Annotated in this window: 17 protein-coding genes; 8 read left to right on the forward strand and 9 right to left on the reverse strand. The window is 72.1% G+C overall.

All coding sequences use genetic code 11. The annotated features are described in order from the left end of the window. The first annotated feature begins 36 nt into the window (after positions 1–36). The 5 genes from H565_RS0109510 (at position 37) to H565_RS0109530 (ending at position 5,448) form a co-directional block, all read left to right on the forward strand. Complete coding sequence (locus H565_RS0109510) at positions 37–1,404, forward strand: FAD-dependent oxidoreductase (protein ID WP_027460813.1); 1,368 nt, start codon at positions 37–39, stop codon at positions 1,402–1,404. Positions 1,405–1,477: 73 nt separating this feature from the next. Continuing rightward, entirely contained in the window at positions 1,478–2,131 is a 654-nt protein-coding gene (locus H565_RS0109515; protein WP_027460814.1) for a glycosyltransferase family 2 protein, read from the forward strand. A 28-nt stretch (positions 2,132–2,159) separates the two neighbouring features. Then, positions 2,160–3,269, forward strand: coding sequence for a prephenate dehydrogenase (locus H565_RS0109520; protein WP_027460815.1), 1,110 nt, complete (start codon positions 2,160–2,162; stop codon positions 3,267–3,269). Between the two features lie 142 nt (positions 3,270–3,411). Further along, a complete protein-coding gene (locus tag H565_RS0109525; RefSeq protein WP_081851631.1) occupies positions 3,412–4,536 on the forward strand; it encodes an acyltransferase in 1,125 nt (374 codons plus the stop codon). A gap of 57 nt (positions 4,537–4,593) precedes the next feature. After that, the gene (locus H565_RS0109530; protein WP_027460817.1) at positions 4,594–5,448 is read left to right on the forward strand and encodes an alpha/beta hydrolase family protein; all 855 of its coding nucleotides are present in this window, start codon (positions 4,594–4,596) and stop codon (positions 5,446–5,448) included. 67 nt (positions 5,449–5,515) lie between these two features. On the opposite strand, the gene H565_RS0109535 is transcribed toward H565_RS0109530, so the two are convergent. Further along, positions 5,516–7,345, reverse strand: a complete 1,830-nt coding sequence (locus H565_RS0109535; protein WP_027460818.1) for an arginine--tRNA ligase — start codon at positions 7,343–7,345, stop codon at positions 5,516–5,518. Positions 7,346–7,399: 54 nt separating this feature from the next. Between H565_RS0109535 and H565_RS0109540 the strand changes: the two genes are divergently transcribed. Beyond that, on the forward strand, positions 7,400–7,930 hold the full coding sequence (locus tag H565_RS0109540) for an ankyrin repeat domain-containing protein (RefSeq protein ID WP_027460819.1): 531 nt from the start codon (positions 7,400–7,402) through the stop codon (positions 7,928–7,930). On the opposite strand, the gene H565_RS0109545 is transcribed toward H565_RS0109540, so the two are convergent. From H565_RS0109545 to H565_RS0109575, 7 genes are read right to left on the reverse strand one after another with little or no spacing between them, the layout of a single operon-like run. After that, positions 7,921–9,819 (reverse strand): N-acetylmuramoyl-L-alanine amidase family protein, encoded by a 1,899-nt coding sequence (locus tag H565_RS0109545; RefSeq protein WP_034409130.1) that lies wholly within the window; start codon positions 9,817–9,819, stop codon positions 7,921–7,923. The genes H565_RS0109540 and H565_RS0109545 overlap by 10 nt on opposite strands. 48 nt (positions 9,820–9,867) lie before the next feature. Then, positions 9,868–11,103, reverse strand: a complete 1,236-nt coding sequence (locus tag H565_RS0109550) for a hypothetical protein (protein ID WP_027460821.1) — start codon at positions 11,101–11,103, stop codon at positions 9,868–9,870. Between the two features lie 28 nt (positions 11,104–11,131). Next, positions 11,132–11,977 (reverse strand): MBL fold metallo-hydrolase, encoded by an 846-nt coding sequence (locus tag H565_RS0109555; RefSeq protein ID WP_027460822.1) that lies wholly within the window; start codon positions 11,975–11,977, stop codon positions 11,132–11,134. Between the two features lie 36 nt (positions 11,978–12,013). Further along, entirely contained in the window at positions 12,014–12,814 is an 801-nt protein-coding gene (gene trpA / locus H565_RS0109560; protein ID WP_027460823.1) for a tryptophan synthase subunit alpha, read from the reverse strand. Next, complete coding sequence (gene trpB, locus H565_RS0109565; RefSeq protein WP_027460824.1) at positions 12,811–14,055, reverse strand: tryptophan synthase subunit beta; 1,245 nt, start codon at positions 14,053–14,055, stop codon at positions 12,811–12,813. The genes trpA and trpB overlap by 4 nt, the downstream gene beginning before the upstream one ends. Before the next feature lie 58 nt (positions 14,056–14,113). Further along, positions 14,114–15,019 carry a tRNA glutamyl-Q(34) synthetase GluQRS gene (gene gluQRS, locus H565_RS0109570; RefSeq protein ID WP_027460825.1) on the reverse strand — a complete coding sequence of 302 codons (906 nt, stop codon included), beginning with the start codon at positions 15,017–15,019 and terminating at the stop codon, positions 14,114–14,116. Between the two features lie 12 nt (positions 15,020–15,031). Then, positions 15,032–15,808, reverse strand: a complete 777-nt coding sequence (locus H565_RS0109575; RefSeq protein WP_027460826.1) for a WecB/TagA/CpsF family glycosyltransferase — start codon at positions 15,806–15,808, stop codon at positions 15,032–15,034. Between the two features lie 137 nt (positions 15,809–15,945). Between H565_RS0109575 and H565_RS0109580 the strand changes: the two genes are divergently transcribed. Together H565_RS0109580 and bshC are read left to right on the forward strand one after the other, a co-directional pair. Beyond that, entirely contained in the window at positions 15,946–16,632 is a 687-nt protein-coding gene (locus tag H565_RS0109580; protein ID WP_027460827.1) for a Crp/Fnr family transcriptional regulator, read from the forward strand. A gap of 54 nt (positions 16,633–16,686) precedes the next feature. Further along, positions 16,687–18,249 (forward strand): bacillithiol biosynthesis cysteine-adding enzyme BshC, encoded by a 1,563-nt coding sequence (bshC, locus tag H565_RS0109585; protein ID WP_027460828.1) that lies wholly within the window; start codon positions 16,687–16,689, stop codon positions 18,247–18,249. On the opposite strand, the gene H565_RS15025 is transcribed toward bshC, so the two are convergent. Then, positions 18,211–18,771: a DUF402 domain-containing protein gene (locus H565_RS15025; protein WP_051363529.1), complete on the reverse strand. Its 561-nt coding sequence runs from the start codon at positions 18,769–18,771 to the stop codon at positions 18,211–18,213. The genes bshC and H565_RS15025 overlap by 39 nt on opposite strands. Positions 18,772–18,874 lie beyond the last annotated feature (103 nt).

An 18,874-nucleotide genomic window follows, 5' to 3' on the forward strand; every position in this document is an offset into this window, starting at 1 on the left:
GCCGCAGCGCGGCGGCCCCCGCTACACTCGGCCATGATGAGTGAGCAGACTTTTTCTCCGTCCCTGGGCCGCCCCCTGCGGGTGGCCGTGATTGGCAGCGGCCCCAGCGGCATTTACGCGGCAGAAGCGCTGACCAAGCAGGCGGCCCTGCCCGTCGAGATCGACGTGTTTGACCGCCTGCCCACCCCCTACGGGCTGGTGCGCTACGGGGTGGCCCCCGACCACCTGACCATCAAGAGCGTGACCAAGGCTTTTGAGAAGGTGCTCGCTGACCCCCGCGTGCGCTTTTTGGGGAATGTGGAGTTTGGCACGGACCTCACCCACGAGGAAGCGCGGGGCCTCTATGACGCCCTGGTGTACACCGTGGGCGCAAGCGCTGACCGCCGCTTGGGGATTCCCGGCGAGGAGTTGCGCGGCTCCATGAGCGCGACCGAGTTCGTCGCCTGGTACAACGGCCACCCCGACGCGGCGGCCCGCGAGCTGGTGCTGGGAGCGCAGGGCGTGGCGGTGGTGGGCGTGGGCAACGTAGCGCTCGATGTGAGCCGCATTCTGGTCAAGACGGCCCAGGAACTGCACGGGTCGGATATCGCGGAACACGCGCTGGCCGCGCTCGCCCGCAGCCAGGTCCGCGACGTATGGGTGTTGGGACGCCGCGGCCCAGCGCAGGCCAAGTTCACGACAAAAGAACTGCGCGAGTTTGGCGAGCTGAGCGCCGCCGACCCCATCGTCCGGCCCGCCGAGGTGCAGCTCAGCGAGGCGGCAGAAGCCCTGATTGCCGACAACACGGTCAAGAAAAACCTGGAGGTGCTGCGCGACTTTGCCGCCCGCACGCCCCAGGGCAAGGAACGGCGCGTGCACCTGCGCTTTTTGGTCTCGCCCGTCGAGATTCTCGACGACGGCACCGGGCAGGTCGGCGGCCTCAAGGTCGAACGCAACGTGCTCGATGAGGCGGGCAACGCGGTCGGCACGGGCGAGTACGAGGTGCTCCCCGTGCAGATGGTGCTGCGCTCGGTGGGGTACCGGGGGGTCGCGCTGCCCGGCGTGCCCTTTGACGAGCGCCGGGGCGTGATTCCGAACGTGGCGGGCCGGGTAGAAGGCCGCCCTGGGGAGTACACCGCCGGATGGATCAAGCGCGGCCCCAGCGGGGTGATTGGCACGAACAAGAAAGACGCCGTGGACACGGTGGCCGCGCTGCTCGCGGACGCGCAGGCCGGAACGCTGCCCGCCGCCGCGCAGCCGAGCCGCGAGGCCGTCGACGCCCTGCTGCGCGGCAAGGGCGTCGACGTGTACACCTTCCATGACTGGCAGGTCCTCGACGCCCATGAACTCGCTCAGGGCGAGCAGCAGGGCCGGCCCCGCGCCAAGGTGGTGCACCGCCACGAGATGCTGCGGCACCGACGGTGAGCAAACGAATGCCCCTCTCCCCTGCGGCGAGGGGCGTTCCTTGCCCACCGGGGGTGGAGTACCATGCGGCCTGATGTCCTCGCCCCCTTCCCCTCCCCGCGTGGCAGTCGTGATTCCGGCGTACAACGAGGAAGAGACCGTCGCGGGCGTGGTGCGGGCCGCCCTCACCCTCACCCCAGAGGTCATTGTGGCCAGCGACGGCAGCGCCGACCGCACCGCCGCCGTGGCGCGGGGGGCGGGGGCGCGGGTTGTGGAGCTGCCGGAAAACCGGGGGAAAGGGCCGGCGCTCAAGGCGGCGCTGGAAGCCACGACCGCCGAATACGTGGTGATGCTCGACGCCGACTTGGTGGGCCTCCAGCGGGCGCATCTGGAGCGGCTGCTCGCCCCCGTGCTGGCGGGTGACCTCGATATGGCGATTGGGGTCTTCGAGGGGGGCGGCAGCTTTGCAAGCGACTGGGGCAACCGCCTCACGCCCCACCTCAGCGGGCAGCGGGCCTGCCGCCGCGAGTGGCTGCTTTCGGTGCCCCGCCTGGGCGAGGAGCGCTGGCCAGAGCCGCCCATCACCGACTGGCTGCGCCGGACAGGCGCTCGCTGGGGTTACGTCGAGCTAGAGCAAGTGCGGCAGGTTCTCAAGGAGACCAAACGCGGCTTTTGGAAGGGGGCGCGTGCCCGCACCCGGATGTACGCCGAGCTGCTGACCTACCGCCGCCGCAAACGCCGGGGGTAGGGGAGCGGGCCGTGCTACGGTGACGCGCATGTCCGGTCCCACCTCTCAGCCGTCTTCCCCGGTCCCCTTCGAGCGTGCGGCGGTCGCGGGGGTGGGGCTGATTGGGGGCAGCGTGGCGCTGGGGTTGCGGGCGCGGGGGCTGGCGCGGCGGGTGGTGGGCTACGACGCCAGCGTCAGCACCCTGCGCGAGGCCGAGGCGCTGGGTGTGGTGGATGAAGTGCAGGCCGCACCCGGCGAGTGGCTGCGGGGGTGCGACCTGGTCGTGTTGGCGGCCCCGATGGGCGCGCTGGGGCTGCTGGCCCGCGAGCTGGCCCCCTTCCTGTCGCCGGGGGCGCTCGTGACCGACGTGGGCAGCGTCAAAGCGGGCATCGCCGCCGAGCTGGACGCGCTGGGGGTGCGGAACTTCGTGCCGGGGCACCCAATGGCGGGCAGCGAGCGCGGCGGGGTCACGCACGCACGGGCCGCCCTGCTGGAAAACGCCGTGTGGGTCCTCACGCCGACCGAGCATACCCCGCTGACGGCCCTCAGCCGCGCCCGGCAGCTTGTGGAAGGGTTGGGGGCCGCGCCGGTGGTGATGCCCCCCGACGCGCACGACAGCCTGGTCGCGACCGTCAGCCACCTGCCCTACCTCGTCAGCTTGGCCCTGACGCACCTGGTGGCGCGGGACGAGCGGCTGAGCTTGCTCGCGGCGGGAGGCTTTCGCGACCTCACGCGGGTGGCGAGCGGCGACCCCCGAATGAGCCGCGATATGGTCGTCGAGAACCGAGCAGCGCTGCGGGAAGCGCTGGGGCGCTTTCGGCGTCAGCTCGACCGCCTCGAAGCCGACCTCGCCGACCCAGAACAGCTCCTCGCTGCCGCTGCCGAGGGCAAGCGCACCCGCGACAGCCTGCCCGTCGTGCGCCGCAGCCTGCTGCCGCCCCGCCACGACTTGGTCGTCGCTGTGCCCGACCGCCCCAACCAAATCGGCGCGGTGGCCCGCACGCTGGGCGAAGCTGGAGTCAACATCAAGGACATTGAGGTTCTGGCGGTCCGCGAGGAGGGCGGAGCGCTGCGGCTGGGGCTGGAAAGCGCGGCGGACGTGGCGCGGGCCGCCGAGTTGCTGCGGGGGGCCGGGTACGAGGTGCGGGGGCGAGGCTGAGGAGAGCAGCCGCACGCTTTGGGGCTGGCCGCTGCACGCTGAGCTTCTGACCGCCGCACCTCCCCCAGCGGCGTTTCTATGAGAATGGCGAACTCACGCCAGGACCCCCCTCATGAACGCGGCGGGTAAAGTGGGCACCCGGATGTCTGAGCCTGCGCCTGCCCCCTCTGCCCTGGGTTCTGCGCCCGCCGCCCCGCTGGAGCAGGGGGCGACGGCAGCTCCGCGCCTCACGGCGGTGGATACCTTCCGGGGGCTGACCATCATGGAAGTCGTGGCGCACCACACCAGCGGCGTGGCCCTGCGGCACGCCGAGGCGGGGTCGCTCGCGCACGAGCTGCTGCTCATTCTCAACCGCACCTTGCATTTCGCGGTGCCCGCCTTCGTCTTTCTGTCGGCGGTGGTGCTGACCCGCAGCTTGCTCAAGAAGTTCGACCTGCGGCGCTATTTCACCCGGCGGGTGACGCGGGGGGCCTGGCCCTACCTGTTGTGGAGCGGCTTGTACGGAGTGTGGTACGTGGCGACCGGACAGCGCCCGCCGGAAGTGCTGACCGACCCGGAGCGCTGGAGCTTTTACCTGCTCAACGGCAAGGCGAGCTTTCACCTGTATTTCCTCTTGGTGGCGCTGGAGGTGTACCTCCTGCTGCCGCTGCTGCTGCCGCTGGCCCGCCGCCGCCCGGCCATCGGGCTGATGCTGGCGCTGGGGCTGGCCGCGCAGCTCGGCGCGTATTTCCTCAACCGCGAGGTCCTGGCGCTGCGCTTTCCGGCGAGCACGGTGCTGTGGTACCTGCTGCCCGTGCTGGTGGGGCTGGGAGTGGGGGCCAGGCTTCAGGAGTTCCCGGCGTGGTGGCGCGGGCGGCTGCCGTGGCTGCTGGGGGCGCTGGCGGTCGCCTACGCCCTGTACATTCCCGTCTCGACCGGGAACCTGCGCGGCGACCCGGTCGTGCCGCTGCACTACAACGCCCTAAACTGGACCTACTCCATCCTGGTGGCCCTGACGCTGCTGGGGGCCGCCTACGCCTGGCAGGAACGGGCGGGCGGCTGGCTGCGGCGAGCGATTGCCACCCTGGGCACGGTCAGCCTGCCGATTTACCTCATTCATCCGGCGCTGCTTCAGGTGCTGGAATACCAGGTGGGCTTTCCCGACGGGGGGCCGGGCGTGCTCGCGCTGACGGCGCTGGGATGCTTCCTGGTCGCGCTGCTGGTGCCCCTGCTGATAGGCCGCTTGCTGCTGGGCAAACGGCTGGGGCTGCTGCTGTTTGGACGCTGATACGGGCGGGGCCAGTCAGGACTCGGTCACTGCCGAAACGGTAGAGTGCCCCCGCTGATGCGCCGCGCCGTTCTCTCCCTGCTTGCGACCCTCGCCGCTGCCCTCGCCGTGACGGGCGCGGCCACCGCCACTCCTCCGCCTCCTCCCCCCCTGCCCCTCCCCAAAAAGCCTGATACCGTGCGGCTCGAGCGAGTCAGCGGGCCATCTTTCCTGCGGGTGCCGCCCGCGTGCTACCGCCAGGAGTGTGCGCTGGTGGTCGTGTCGCACCCCCGCGGCCAGAGTGCCGAGCGGCTGCTGGAGAGTCCGCAGGTGAATGTGCTCGTAGACGCCTTGCTGGCGGTGCCGCTGGCGGTGCTGCTCAGCGACGATGGCGGCGAGAGCACCTGGGGCAGCCCCGCCGCCCTCGCGCAGGTCGCCAGTCTGCGCCAGGAGGCAGGAGCGCATTTCGCCTGGAATGGGCGCACCTACGCGCTGGGCCTGAGCATGGGCGGGCTGCTCGCGCTGCGCAGCGCCCTGCCCGGCAGCCCCTACCCGGTGGGGGGGGTGGCCCTCATTGACCCCTGGGCCGACCTGCGGGGGGCCTGGGGCACTGCGCTGAGCCGCCGAGCGGAGATTGCGCAGGCGTATGACCTCAGCGGGGAGCCGGAGCCACACCACAGTCCCCTCACCCTGGCCGAGCAAGCCCCGCGCCTGCCCCTGTTCGTGGTCGCCAGCCCCGACGACGACGTCGTCCCGATAGAGACGAACGCGGCGCGGCTGAAGTCCCGCGCCCTCCCTGGCCTCAGCCAGTTCGTGCAGCTCAGCGGCCCGCACCTGGGCGCCAACCGCTTCTCGCCCAGGGTGGCCGGACAGCTCGCCGCCTTTTTCGGGCGGCTGGAGGCGCAAGCCACCGAGCAGGCGCTGCGGCGCTAAGGCGGGAGGGTTAGCACGGGGGGGCCTGACACGCATCGTCCAAGCCCCCCGCACCCCTATTCAGAGGTCACATCGCCGCCGGAATCTCGATGCCGATGAGGTCCAGGGTGTCTTCGAAAGCGCGGCGCAAGCGGCCCACCAGGGCAAGGCGGGCTTCGCGCAGCCCCGCGGGACTTTGCAGAACGTTCGTGGCGGGCTTTCCGGCCTTGTCCTTGGCGTTGTACCAGGCGTTAAAGGCCGTCGCGAGGTCGAGGGCGTACCCGGCGACCACGTGCGGCGAGTGGATGCGGACCGCCTGGGCCACCACTTCCGGCAAGCGGGCGACCTGTTTGGCGAGGGTGAGGTCCACGTCGGGGAGGGCATCCCAGTCCGCCCCGGTGCCGTCGACGGCGTACCCGGCCTCCTGACCCCGGCGCAGGATGTTGGCGGCGCGGACGGCGGCGTACTGGACATAGGGCGCGGTGTCGCCCTGGAGGGCGAGCGCCTGCTCCCAGCGGAAATCCACGGTGCGGGTCGGCTCAGACTTGAGCATGGCGAAGCGAACCGCGCCGATGCCGATGCGCCGGGCAATCTCGCGGGCGTCCTCTCTGGCCGCGAGGTCCGGGTTGATGCTCTGCAAGACGGCCAGCGCCCGCCGCTCGGCCTCGTCCATCGCTTCGTCGGCACTGACCGCAATCCCCTTGCGCCCGGAGATGGTCTGACCCTCCAGGGTGACAAAGGCGTAGGAGAGGTGGACCGACCGCTCCTTTTTCTCGGTCTCGCCCGCCACGCCGAGGGCACTTCGGACGACCGTCTGCGGATGGTCCTGCCGCGAGTCGATGACGTTGATGACCTCGTCGGCGTGGCCGAATCTGCGCTCGGTGTCGGGTTCGCCGTCCGGAGCGCTCGTCCAGACGGTGTTCCCGTCGGGGTCGGTGATGAAGGGCTTAAAGCGCATCCCCTCGAAGAGGCCGAACTTCCAAAACTGGTAGCCGATGTCCTTGGCGGCGTACATCGCCGTGCCGTCCGAGCGCAGCAGGACCACCTGCGGTTCTTCTAGCCCCGGCATGAACTCGGAGACGTCCATCACAAAGGCCCCCGCGTATTTGCCCTCCGTGGGGCGCGAGGTATAGCGGCTCCCCTCCAGGAGATTCATCGCCCGCGCCAGAAAGCCGCTGCCCACCACGTCGGACTCCCAGTTCAGCAGGTCGTAACGAGCACCGAGGCGAAAACAGGTCTCCAGGTGCGCCCGGACGACCTGCTCGATTTCGGCCCGCAGTTCCCCGGCCTCCAGGCGGTGCATGACCCCGCTGATGCCTTCCTCCAGCGCGGGCTTTTGCGGGTCGGCGTTGAGGCGCACGTAACCCTCGCCCAGCCAGTGGTCGTACTTCTGCACGCCGTCCCAGACGCGGCCATAGTGCGAGACGGCAAAGAGGGCTTCGGCGGCCTGTCGCCCGGTATCGTCGATGTAGTTCTGGACCTCCACCCGCGCCCCCGCCGCCCGGAAGATGCGGGCCATCGAGTCGCCCAGCACCACATTGCGCAGGTGCCCGACGTGCAGCTCCTTGTTGGGGTTGACCGAGGTGTGCTCAATGACGATCTTGTCGGGGCGGGCGGGCATGGCGAAAGGCGTCTCGACCACGGCCTTGACGAAGGCGCCCACGTCCACGAAGAAGTTCAGGAAGGGGCCGACGGCCTCCACCCGCGCGATGCCCGCCGGGAGCTGCACCTTTTGCGCGAGCTGCGCCGCGACCTGCGCGGGGTTCTGCCCCAGGGCCTTGGCCATCTGGAAAGCGGCGGGGGTGCCGTAGTCGCCGGGCTTGCCCGCGGGGGTGTCCTGAATCGCCGCGTCGACGGGGGCACCGAGGTCGGCGGCGGCCCGTTCGACGGCGGCTTTGAGTTGAGCCTTCAAATCCATAGTGAATGAGTGTAGCCCTTCCACTCGGCCCCCCCCACGCGCCAGACTGCGCCCATGTCCGACCCCTCCCCCACCCCGCCCGTGCCCGACGCCGAGACGCTCGCTTTCCTGCAAGACGTGCTGGAACTCGTGCGCTTCGGGGATGCCGAGCAGCTGCGGCCCCTCTTAGAGCGCGGTCTGCCCGCCAACCTGCTCAACCAGCGGGGCGACAGCCTGCTGATGCTGGCGAGCTACCACGGCCACCATGAGGCGGCCCGGCTGCTGCTCACGCACGGCGCGGACCCCGAACTGTTTAATGACCGGGGCCAGACGCCGCTGGGCGCTGCCGCCTTCCGGGGCGACCGGGCGATGCTGGAGCTGCTGCTCGCGCACGGGGCGCGGGTAGACGGGGCCGGGCCGGATGGCCGCACGCCCCTGATGCTCGCGGCGATGTTCGGGCGGCGGGAGGTGCTCGAAGTGCTGCTCGCGCACGGGGCGGACCCAGAGCACCGCGACGCGGGCGGCTTCACGGCGGCACAGGCAGCCCGGCAGATGGGGGCCGAGGAAACGGCCCAGTGGCTGGAAGCGCGGTCCTCTCAGGGTTGACGGCTACGGGCCTGCGCCGCGTAGAAGTCCGCTACCCCCGCCGCGATGGCCCCCGCCAGCCGCTCCTGGCCCGCTGGGGACATCAGCAGCCTCAGGTTGTCAGGGTCGGTGAGGTAGCCCAGCTCGACCAGCAGGCTGGGCTGGGCGCTGGGCCGCGTGAGGGCAAGGTTGGCCCCCGGCTTCAGGCCCGCCCCCGGCCCCAGGTCGGGAAGAGTGCGGCGCAGCGCCGCCAGAATCGCCCCGGCGGGAGCCTGCGCCTGCGGGTGGGTGAAGAACACCTCCGGGCCGCGAATCCCGCGGGGGTCGCGCCCGTCGGGCAGGGCGTTGGCGTGGACGGAAACGAGGAGGTCGGCCCCCACGGCTTCGGCGAGCAGCCCGCGCTCGTACAGCCCCAGCGTCACGTCTCCCTCGCGGGTGAGGCGCACATCGGCCCCCTGCGCCCGCAGCAGCTCGGCGGCGCGGAGGGTGACGGGCAGCACGAGGTCTTTTTCGGGGACCCGCAGCGCCCCCGCCCCGCCCTGCTGGGTGCCGCCGTGTCCAGGGTCCAGCACGATGACCCGCCCGGCGAGGGGCCGTGCCGGGTCGAGCACGGGCGGGCGGCGCACGCTCAGCACGAGGTCATCCCCCTCGTAGTTCGCGGCAAAGCCCCACAGTTGCGCGGCCCCCAGGCTTAGGGTCAGGCGGGTCACGCCGGGCGCGGGGGCTGACACCTCCACCCCAGCGAGGAGGGGGTCAGCGCCGGGGAGGGGCGGCGCGGGGGGCGGGGCCGCCAGCCCGTACAGGGTGAGCACGAGCTGTCCCGGCCCACTCTGCGCCACGGTAAAGGGCACCCGCGCCCCGCCGAGGGGCAGGCGCAGGCGCACCTCGCCCGTGCCCGTGGGCGAGGTGGGGGCCGCCACCGGGGGGAGCGCCGGAAGCGCGGCGGCGAGGGGGAGAGCGGGGACGGCGGCGGTCGCGGCGGGGGCCGGAGCCAGCCCCTCCACCCGCAGCCCCCCGGCGAGAACGGGCGGGAGGGCACCGGGCCGCAGCTCTACCTGCGCCGCCGCCACCAATGCGCTCTGCCCCGGCGCGAGGCGTACCCGCAGGTCGTCCCCGACCCGACCCACCGCCCGGAAGGTCATGCCGTCGCGGGGAAAGAGCAGCGGCTCGCCGGAGAGGGTCGTGAGCAGGGTCGTCGCCGCATTGAGGGCGAGGCCGGGCACGGTGCCGGGGCGCTGCACGGCGAGCTGGGGGGACGCGCCGGGCACGCTGGAGACCCGGCCCGGCGCGGGGCGGCTGACGGTGCGCCCATCCCGCCCAGTCAGACTGACGGTGACGGGCGCGTCCGCGAGCGCCGCTGCGGGGGACAGGACATACCCGCCCCGGTACTCGCCCGGCGCGACCTCGCGCAGCGCTTGGGCGGGCCCCGCCCCCACCCGCACGCTCGCCCGGCCCCCCGGCGACCCCCGCAAGGCGACCGGGACCGTCCGCTCGGCGTCGCTGTCCCCGGCGGGGTCCCACAGGGCGTGGTGCTGGGCGGGTTGCACGCTGGCGGGGTCGATGACGGTCGGCGTGGCCGGGAGGACCCCCCGCACCACCCGCGTGACCCGCAGCGTCCGCGTGACCGTCTGCCCGCGCAGGGCAGCGGTGAGCTGGAGGTCCTGGGTGCCCACCCGCAGCGGCCACCACAGGATGAAGAGGCCGTCTGGCCCCACCTCCGCCGCACGCCCGTCAATCCGCAGGGTGGCCCCGGCGGGCACGCTCCCCTCTAACAGCACGTGATCGAAAGCGACCCGGTGCCCCGGCGGCGGGTAGGCGATGAAGAGGTCCGGCGCGGCAAGCGCGGCGCAAGCGGGGCTGTTCAGCAGGGCGAGAGCCAGAGCGAGGGCACGGCGGGGCGGGCGGCGCATGGGGCCGGTGTAGCACGGCGCGGGGCGGGGCGGGTGAAGGGTGGGCGATCAGGCCTCCCGCAGCTCCTGGGGCAGTTCCTCCGCGTAGAGGTCGCGCCACTGCTCACCGTCGAAGGTGACCTCGGACTCGATGAAGTACTGGGCGGGGTCATCGGGGTCGGTGAGGCTGTCTTGCGGGAGGTCGAGGCGGACCCCCTGCACGGCGGGCAGGTCCCCGCGCTCCGCGAGGTCGGGGGCCTCTCCCGCGAAGGTTTCGGCCAGCAGGGTGCGGGTCCACTCGGCCCACGCCGCCGGGTCGCCCGCCCCGGTTGCCGCCCGGAGGTCGCCGCGCACCCGCTCGGCCTGCGCTGGCGGCACGTCACCCTCGGCCCATTCGACCCGCCCGTCGGCCCACACGGTCACGGGCACGGTCTGCACGTCGAGCATCTGGGTCAGCAGCTCGGCGAGGCCCCCTTCGCCCCCCGCGCCTTCGCTGTCCTCGGCGTAGGGCAGCCAGGTTTCACCGTCCAGGGTGTAGGCCAGGGGCGTGAGGTAAATGGCCAGGCTCTCTTCGCCGTTGCCCAGCACAGCTTCCGGCTGGTTGAGGGGCGAGGGCAGCAGCGGCAGCCCGTGCAGGTCGAGCCGCAGCCGCCGCCCCTGCGGAGGGGCGGCCTCGGCGGCACCTTCCCCCAGCAGGTCGAGGTGCCGCGCCTGCCACTCGCTGCCCTCCCCGTGCCACTCGCGCACGAGGTCCTCCAGGGGTTCGAGGAGGTGTTCGGGCAGCTCGGCGTCGAGGTCGATGCGGCCCTCGCGCCAGTGCTCGGCGGTCAGGGTGCCCAGCAGGGGGCCACGCTCGCGGGCGAGGGGATGGCGCATCAGGTGTTCCATCCCGTCCTCCGGCAGCGAGAGCGTCTCCCAGGTTTCGCCGTCGTGCGAGGTCTCGGAGGTCCGCACCCGCAGGTGTGCCCCCTCGCCCAGCGGCAGGGCGTCTTCGGGCACGGTGCGGGCATTCAGCACCAGGTCGCCCGTCAGCCGCCGCTGCGGGGGCACCGGGATGGCCGCGAAGTCCTCCGGGGTGGTGACCGGCTCGGTGCCCCGTCCCATCATCAGGTGGAGCTGGCGGTAGCCGCGCTCCCACGCCCCTCCCCCCGGCAGCGCCGAGCGCAGCCCCTCCAGCAGCCGCTCGCGGACGGCGGGGTCGTCGGGGCCACCCGTTAGCGTGACCTCACCGTTCATAGCCCGCACCTCCACCGGGTAGGTGGTCGGCATCAGGCCCAGTTCCTTGCGTCGTTTCGCTTCGCCCATAACCACAGGGAAGCACATCGGGCGGCCCTCAGGTCAGCGCCACCCCCACGAAGCCCCCCTTCTTGCCCTCCGCCAGCCGGGCAAAGGCCACGTCGGGGTCGTGCGGGGGGCAGAGGATGGCCCCAGACTCGTACCACTCGCCATAGAAGCGTTTCCGCGTCTCCAGCGTGGTGATCGGGTAGAGGTCGTAGCCCATGATGTAGGGCAGCGGCACATGCGCCAGCGTGGGCACGAGGTCGGCCACATAGACCAGCGTCTCCCCGCCGGAGCGCAGCACCACCCCCTGCTGACCGAGGTTGTGGCCCGGCAGCGGCAGCACGCTCAGGCCGGGGCGCAGCTCGTGCTCGCCGTCGACGACCTCGAACAGCCCGGCCTCGCGCAGCGGCTCGATGTACTCGGCCACGTAGCTCGCCCGGCTGCGTTCGTGGGGGTGGGTGGCGTCGTGGAGTTCCTGCGCCTGCACGACGTAGCGGGCGCTAGGGAAGGTCGGCTCGCCCGCCGGGGTCACGTTGCGCCCGGCGTGGTCGAAGTGGAGGTGGGTGTTGATGACAAGGCCGATGTCCTGCGGGGTCAGGCCCACCTCCGCGAGGCCGCGAAAGACCGTCTCGTCGCGGTCGAGGGCGTACATTCCCTCGAACTTCTCGCCGCCCCCGTCCCAAAAGCCCGTCTCGACGAGAATGTTCTCTCCATTCAGCCGAATCAGCAGCGGGTTGATGCGCAGGCGAATGCGGTTCAGGTCGTCGGCAGGAGCGACGCGCTCCCACAGCACCTTGGGCACGCTGCCAAACATCGCGCCACCGTCGAGACGGAACTGCCCGTCGGTGAGGGAATACACGTCGGCCTCGCCGACCCGAAGATGCTTGACCCAGGACATGGGGGGGAGTGTAGAGCACCGGCCGGAAAGGGGACTTTACCGCGCACACCCCGCCGCGATATCGGCGGCGAGCGCCCCCACGTCCCGGCCTTCCCGCACCGCGCTGATAAAGGCGCTCCCCACGACCACCCCGTCGGCGACGGCGGCGACCTGCCGGGCAGTGGCGGCGTCGGCCACCCCGAAGCCCACGGCAACGGGCACCCGCGCATGCCGCCGGGCCAGAGCCACCATCGCGGGCACCTCGACCAGGGCCGACCCCTCCCGTGCCCCGGTGACCCCAGTGACGGAGACCGCGTAGAGGAACCCCGTGCAGGCTTCGGCGACGAGCTTGACCCGCGCTGGGGTGCTCGTCGGGGCAATCAGGAAGGTGACGGCCAACCCTTGCTCGGCGGCGAGGTCCGCAAGCTCCAGGTCCTGGTCTGGGGGGAGGTCGGGCAGAATCAGGCCGTCGACCCCGGCCTCCTGCGCGAGGCGCATGAACTCGCGGGGACCAACCGCATAAATCGGGTTGACGTAGGTCATCAGAGCGATGGGCACCGTGTGCCGCGCCCGCAGCGCCCGAATCAGCTCCAGGGTGCGCCGGGTGCTCGTGCCGCCCGCGAGGGCCTGCTCGGACGCCCGCTGGATGGTGGGGCCGTCGCCCAAGGGGTCGGAGTACGGCAGCCCGACTTCGAGAATGTCCGCGTGCCTCAGCAGCGCGTCCGCGACCGCTGGAAACGCCGCGGCGGTGGGGTACCCAGCGGTCATGAAGGGGATAAAAGCCGCCCGGTCCTCGGCCCGCGCGCGGGCGAAGGCGGCTTGGAGGCGCTCGGCCCCCCGCGTCAGGGTGGCGGTCATGCGCGGACCTCCCCGGCCCCAGGGGTCCCTTCCAGCAGCCGCATCACCTCGGCCACGTCCTTGTCGCCGCGGCCCGACAGGTTGACCACGATGATTGCTTCCGGCCCCAGTTCGGGGGCGAGCTGCACGGCGTGGTAGACCGCGTGGGCGCTTTCCAGCGCGGGGATGATGCCCTCCAAGCGGGTGAGGAGTTGCAGGGCTTCGAGCGCCTGCGCGTCGGTGACGGGCACGTACTCGGCCACCCCCGCCTCGCTGTAGTAGCAGTGCTCTGGGCCGATGCCGGGATAATCCAAGCCCGCGCTCACTGAGTGCGGTGGGGTGATTTGGCCCTCGGCGTCGTGGAGCAGGTACATCATCGAGCCGTGCAGCACGCCGACCCGCCCCCCCGCGACCGAGGCCGCGTGCTTGCCGCTCGCGACCCCCTCCCCGGCGGCTTCGGTCCCGATGAGGCGGGGGCGCTCCTGCGGCGGGAGATAGGCGTAGGGGGCAAAGATGCCGATGGCGTTGGAGCCGCCCCCCACACAGGCGACGACCGCGTCGGGGGCAGAGCGGCCTTCGAGGGCCTGAAGCTGCACCTTGACCTCTTCGCCGATGACGGCCTGAAAGTCGCGCACCATCGCCGGATAGGGGTGCGGCCCCACCACGCTGCCCAGGATGTAGAAGCTCTCCCGGACATTCGTCACCCAGTCGCGGATGGCCTCGTTGGTGGCGTCCTTGAGGGTCGCGGTGCCGGAGGTCACCTCGCGAACCTCGGCCCCCAGCAAGCGCATGCGCAAGACATTCAGAGCCTGGCGGCGGATGTCCTCCGCGCCCATGTACACGACGCACTCTAGGCCCAGCAGGGCGGCGGCGGTGGCCGAGGCCACCCCGTGCTGCCCGGCCCCCGTCTCGGCGATGACCCGCCGCTTGCCCATCCGCACGGCCAGCAGGGCCTGCGCGAGGCAGTTGTTGATTTTGTGCGCCCCGGTGTAGTTGAAGTCCTCACGCTTGAGGTAAATCTTCGCGCCGCCCGCGTACTCGGTCAGCCGCCGGGCGAGGTACAGCGGGCTGGGCCGCCCCACGAACTCGCGCAGCAGGCGCTCCAGCTCGGCGAGGAAGGCCGGGTCCCCCTTGGCCTCCAGGTAGGCCCGCTCCAGCTCGTCGAGGGCCGGAATCAGGATTTCGGGCACGTAGCGCCCCCCAAAGCGCCCGAAGCGGCCCCGCGCGTCCGGCTGCGGGTAGGTCGGCAGATGTTGCGGCATGATGCCCAGGGTAGAGCGCCCTGACCTCACAGATGGGCGCAAGACTTAGACAAGCGGTCTAAGTTTGTGATAAAGGCGACCATCCCGCCGCCGTGAGGGTCTGCCGCCATTGAGGGAGGAGTTCTGCCGCCGTCACGGCGTCCGGCACCTCCCAGCTCAGCGAGCGGGCGAGGGCCGCGAGCACCCGTGCGGGGTCTTCGCCCCCCTCGCGCAGCGCCCGCAGGGGGGGTGCCCCGCCCCGCTTGGCGAGGCGCTCACCCCGGAAGTCGGTCATCAGGGGGACGTGGAGATAGCGGGGGGTGGGCAACCCCAGCGCTCCCTGCAAGGCGACCTGCCGGGGGGTGGCGGGCCAGAGGTCCGCCCCGCGCACCACGTCGGTCACGCCGGTCGCCGCGTCATCCACGACCACGGCGAGGTGATAGGCGTATGCGCCGTCTCCCCGCCGCAGCACGAGGTCGCCCACCTCGGTGGGGAGGTGCTGGCAGAGCGTCTCGCCGGACAGGGCATCTCGCGCACATACCGTCCGGTCGGGCACTCGCCAGCGTAGGGCGGCGGGGCGCTCAGGATTCCGGGTTCCTGCCCGGCAGGTCCCCGGATATACGGGTTCGGGGCCGTGGGGTGCCCCGGCGCTGTCACGGATGGCCCCGGCCACCTCGCGGCGGGTGCAGGTGCAGGGGTAGATTTCACCCGCGGCGGTCAGCCGGGCCAAAGCTCCGGCATACAGGTCCAGCCGCGCTGACTGCGTGGATTCGGCATCCCAGTCCAGGCCCAACCACGCCAGGTCGCGCCGGATGACGTCGAACGCCCAGGGCCGCACCCGCCCGGTGTCGAGGTCCTCGAATCTCAGCAGGTGCCGCCCGCCCAGCGCCCGCGAGTGCAGCCAGGCGAGCAGGGCGGTGCGGGCGTTGCCCAGATGCATCGCGCCCGTGGGGCTGGGGGCAAAGCGGCCCGTGGGGGGGAACATGGCCGCCGGGGGTTAGCGCTCCCCTCGTCCGCGCCGCTCGGCCTGCACCAAGCGCACGAACTGGAGGAGGCGGGGCACCCGGTGCCAGCGGCGGCGGTCGAGGCCCACCCGCCACAAGAACTCCACCCCGGCCCGGCGCGTCCAGGCGGGGGCGAGGTCGGCGCTCCCCGCGAGCACGTCGATGACGCCGCCGCAACCAATCAAAACCGGGGCACCCAGCACCTGCCGCCAGTACTGGTTAAACAGCTCCTGACGGCCCGCCCCCATCGCTGTGAGCACCAGGTGCGCGCCCGAAGCCCCCACCAGGTCGGCGACCCGCCCGTCGTCGGCGGGGTCAAAGTAGCCGTGATGCACGCCAGCCACCTGCACGCCAAAGTCGCGGGCGGCGTTCTGGGCGGCCCGCTCGGCCACGCCGGGCTTGGCCCCCAGGAAAAAGACCCGCAGCTCTGGGCCGTGGCGCTCCAGCAAGCCGCGCACGAGGTCGTAGCCGGGGGCGCGGGGCACCTCCTGCCCGTGCAGTTGCCGCGCGGCCCAGACGATGCCCACCCCATCGGCGGTCACGAGGTCGGCGGCCCGAATCGCCGCCGCGAAGTTGGGTTGGGCGCGCGACTGCACGACCAGCTCCGGGTTAAGGGTCACGACCGTATGCGGGGCGCGGGGGGCGCGAAACATCCACTCGCCCAAGCGGTCGAGGGCCTGCTCCAGGGTCACCGGGTCGAGCGGCAGGTCAAACAGCGTGAGGCGAGTCCCGCCGGAAGGGGGCGCGGGAGAAAAAGAGGGGACGGCCATGCGTGGGGGGAAGTTTATCACGGGGGGTCTGGCGCACGCCGGGCCGGGAGTGTCGTGCCGGTGGCTGGACAGGACGGCGCGGGCGGCCCCCCCCGCTGGTGGCGCTGGCCAGGAGCGGATGTGGCAGACTGTCGGGCATGATGCCGGGGCCGTTCGGAGCGCTGCCGCAGGAAACGCGGGCACAGGTGGTGGCCGCCGCCAGACCGGGCCGCTGGGCACGGGGGGGGCTGCTCTTTCATCCGGAGGACGCTGCCGAGACGCTGTTCGTGCTCACGCGGGGCAGCGTGCGCCTCTACCGCCTGGGGGCCGGAGCGCGGGAGGTCACGCTGGACGTGCACGGGCCGGGCGACCTGCTGGGGACCGGGGCGCTGCTGGACGGCGCGACCTACGGCATGTATGCCGAGGCGATGGATGATACCGAGGCCCTGCTGCTGGGCCGCGAGACGCTTTCGCGCCTGACGGCGGCCCATCCGGCCGTGGGGGTGGCCCTCACCGAGCAGGTCACCCGGCAAACCCGCGGCGTCCAAGAGAGACTTGCGGGGCTGGTCTTTATGGAGGTCTCGCAGCGCCTCGCGCAGGCTCTGCTGACCCTGGCCGAACGCGAGGGCCACTGGCCGCAAGGCGGCCCCCTCGCCTTGCGCGAACGCGTGTCGCACCAGGACCTCGCCCATATGGTCGGCAGCACCCGCGAAACCATCACCAAGCTGCTGGGTGATTTTCGGGCGCGGGGCCTCCTCGACTTGGGCTACCGCCGCATCATCCTGACCGACCGGGCGGGCTTGCAGGCGGCGGCCCGCGAGCCGCTGCGCGAGCGCTCCCCCTGACCCCCTGTCTTTCCTGAACACCGCTGTAGAATCCAAAGCGTAGAATCCGGGGCAGTGAACGCGACCAAGACGATTGCAGCGGCGTACCGAGCGGGCGAGTTGCCCGCTTTCTTCCGTCTGACGCCGGGCGACCTGGCGCGGGCGGCCTCGGAATCCCGCCCCGACGTGGACCGGGAGGCGCTGGCGGAAGCGCTGCGGGAGTACCACCGCGACCTGGGCACGCTGGACGCCCACACGGAGATGCTGCTGGAGCGGCTGACGCACCCGGCCTCCCGCGTGGTTGTCACTGGGCAGCAGGCGGGGCTGCTGACGGGGCCAGCCTACAGCGTCCACAAGGGGGCAGACGCGGCCCTCCTCGCCCGCCGACTGCACCGCGAGGACGCCCCGGTGATCGCCGTGTACTGGGTCGCCAGCCAGGACCACGACGCGGCGGAGGTCGCCTCCACGACCCTACTCGACCACGCGGAGACGCTGCACCGCCTGACCCTCGACCTGCCAGGCGGGGTGCCGGTGGGCCGGGTGCGCTGGCGAGCAGAGTGGACCGCAGAGGTAGAAGCCCTGCTGGAGCGCTTCGAGACCGCGGCCCCGTACCGCGAGGCGGTGCGGGCACGGGTCGCGCGGGCGGTGGCGGGGGGCGGCTCGTGGGCGGACGTGTTCGCGCGCCTCATCCACGGCCTGCTCGCCCCGGCGGGCGTGCTGGTCCTCGACCCGCTGCACCCTGCGCTGGCGCGGCTCATGGCCCCCACCCTCGCCCGCGAGCTAGAAGACCCGCTGGCCGGACCTGCCCGCATCGAGGCCGCCGCCGAGCGGCTGAGGGCGGCGGGCTTCGAGCCGCAACTGCGCCGCCCGGCGGGGGCGACCAACCTCTTTCTGGAGGAGGAGGACGGGGGGCGGCGGCTGCTGAGGGTGGAGGGAGGGCGCTTCAGCACGGGAACGCGGGAATACCGCCGCGAAGACCTGCTGGGCCTCCTCGCCGCTGACCCCTCGCGGCTGACCCCGGCGGCGGGGCTGCGCCCAGTCGTGCAAGACGCGCTGCTGCCCACCCTCGCTTTTGTGGTGGGGCCGGGCGAGATTGCTTATGGGGCGCAGCTCAGTGGGGTGTATGAGGGGCACGGCCTGAACCAACCCTTGCTGTGGCCCCGGCTGAGCGTGACCTGGCTGGAACCCAACGTGGCGCGGCTGCTCGCGCGGCTGGGGGCAACGGCAGCGGAGGTGCAGGCCGACCCCGAAGGGGTAGTGGGGCGGGCGCTGGCGCGGGAGCGGGGGGCGGCGGCGGCCTCAGCGGAGCGCCTGGCGAAGCTGGATGCCGAGCTGCGGGCACTCGCTGACGAACTCGGTGCGCTGGACCCCACCCTGGTGGGGGCCGCCGAGCGCACCCGCCTGCGGACGACCGCGCGGGTGGCCCGGCTCCAGCGCCTCGCCGTGAACGCCCTCGCCCGCCAGGAGGACGACCGCACCCGGCAACTGACCCGCCTGCGGCGGCACCTCCTGCCGGGCGGCGTGCCCCAGGAGCGCGAGATGAACTTCCTGACCTACCTGCTCAAGCATGGGGAGGAGCCGCTGCGGATGCTGCTCGCGCTAGAGCCGGGCACGCGGGCCGAGCTGAGGGTTCCCTGAGGGTCCCTCCGCCGAAACCCAGTCTGCTGGCCACTCCAGCGCCACCCCCCGCGTGCTCAGCCAGGCATGCAGGTCGTAGCGGGCGCGGGCGAGGCCGGAGAGCACCCCGTGCGCGGCGGTCACGGCGTCCATACACGTTTCGGCGCTGATGTACCCGGCGCGGTGGGCGGCGAGCAGCTCGTCGGTGTCCACGATTTCGGCGGCGATGCCGTCGTGGACGAGGAGGTCGAGGTAATGGTCGCGCACACTCCAGACCTCGCCCTCGCGCGAGATGGTGGCGATATCGAGGTAGTAGTCGTGCTCGCGGGGGCCGTGGAAGTCGTAGCGGCAGACCACCAGTCCCAGAGCGGGAAGGAGGTGCGCCTGCCAGTGCCGAATGCGGGGGTGGGCGATGAACTCCCGCGCCACATAGAGGCCGTGGGCATGCTCGCGGTACTCGCGGACGGGCCGCACCCCGGTGTTGGTGTGGTGCTCGCGGGTCCGCAGGTCGTGGCGCTCGATTTTGACCGGCTCGGCGTGCATGGACCAGCCTACCGAGCGTCCGTGAGACCTGTCCACCGCGCCGGAGACTTCATGAAGATGGACTGGGTTCAGGAATGCGGGCGGCGCAGGCCCCGGCCCGTAG

Origin of the sequence: Deinococcus murrayi DSM 11303 (assembly GCF_000482805.1) — a bacterium.
GTDB lineage: Bacteria > Deinococcota > Deinococci > Deinococcales > Deinococcaceae > Deinococcus > Deinococcus murrayi.

Coding starts and splice junctions, on each gene's coding strand:
- H565_RS0109525 (WP_081851631.1), top strand. CDS start 3,412: ATGTCTGAGCCTGCGCCTGCCCCCTCTGCCCTGGGTTCTGCGCCCGCC.
- H565_RS0109540 (WP_027460819.1), top strand. CDS start 7,400: ATGTCCGACCCCTCCCCCACCCCGCCCGTGCCCGACGCCGAGACGCTC.
- H565_RS0109510 (WP_027460813.1), top strand. CDS start 37: ATGAGTGAGCAGACTTTTTCTCCGTCCCTGGGCCGCCCCCTGCGGGTG.
- H565_RS0109575 (WP_027460826.1), bottom strand. CDS start 15,808: ATGGCCGTCCCCTCTTTTTCTCCCGCGCCCCCTTCCGGCGGGACTCGC.
- H565_RS0109515 (WP_027460814.1), top strand. CDS start 1,478: ATGTCCTCGCCCCCTTCCCCTCCCCGCGTGGCAGTCGTGATTCCGGCG.
- H565_RS0109555 (WP_027460822.1), bottom strand. CDS start 11,977: ATGTCCTGGGTCAAGCATCTTCGGGTCGGCGAGGCCGACGTGTATTCC.
- H565_RS0109550 (WP_027460821.1), bottom strand. CDS start 11,103: ATGGGCGAAGCGAAACGACGCAAGGAACTGGGCCTGATGCCGACCACC.
- H565_RS0109580 (WP_027460827.1), top strand. CDS start 15,946: ATGATGCCGGGGCCGTTCGGAGCGCTGCCGCAGGAAACGCGGGCACAG.
- gluQRS (WP_027460825.1), bottom strand. CDS start 15,019: ATGTTCCCCCCCACGGGCCGCTTTGCCCCCAGCCCCACGGGCGCGATG.
- trpA (WP_027460823.1), bottom strand. CDS start 12,814: ATGACCGCCACCCTGACGCGGGGGGCCGAGCGCCTCCAAGCCGCCTTC.
- H565_RS0109535 (WP_027460818.1), bottom strand. CDS start 7,345: ATGGATTTGAAGGCTCAACTCAAAGCCGCCGTCGAACGGGCCGCCGCC.
- H565_RS15025 (WP_051363529.1), bottom strand. CDS start 18,771: ATGCACGCCGAGCCGGTCAAAATCGAGCGCCACGACCTGCGGACCCGC.
- H565_RS0109545 (WP_034409130.1), bottom strand. CDS start 9,819: ATGCGCCGCCCGCCCCGCCGTGCCCTCGCTCTGGCTCTCGCCCTGCTG.
- H565_RS0109520 (WP_027460815.1), top strand. CDS start 2,160: ATGTCCGGTCCCACCTCTCAGCCGTCTTCCCCGGTCCCCTTCGAGCGT.
- H565_RS0109530 (WP_027460817.1), top strand. CDS start 4,594: ATGCGCCGCGCCGTTCTCTCCCTGCTTGCGACCCTCGCCGCTGCCCTC.
- trpB (WP_027460824.1), bottom strand. CDS start 14,055: ATGCCGCAACATCTGCCGACCTACCCGCAGCCGGACGCGCGGGGCCGC.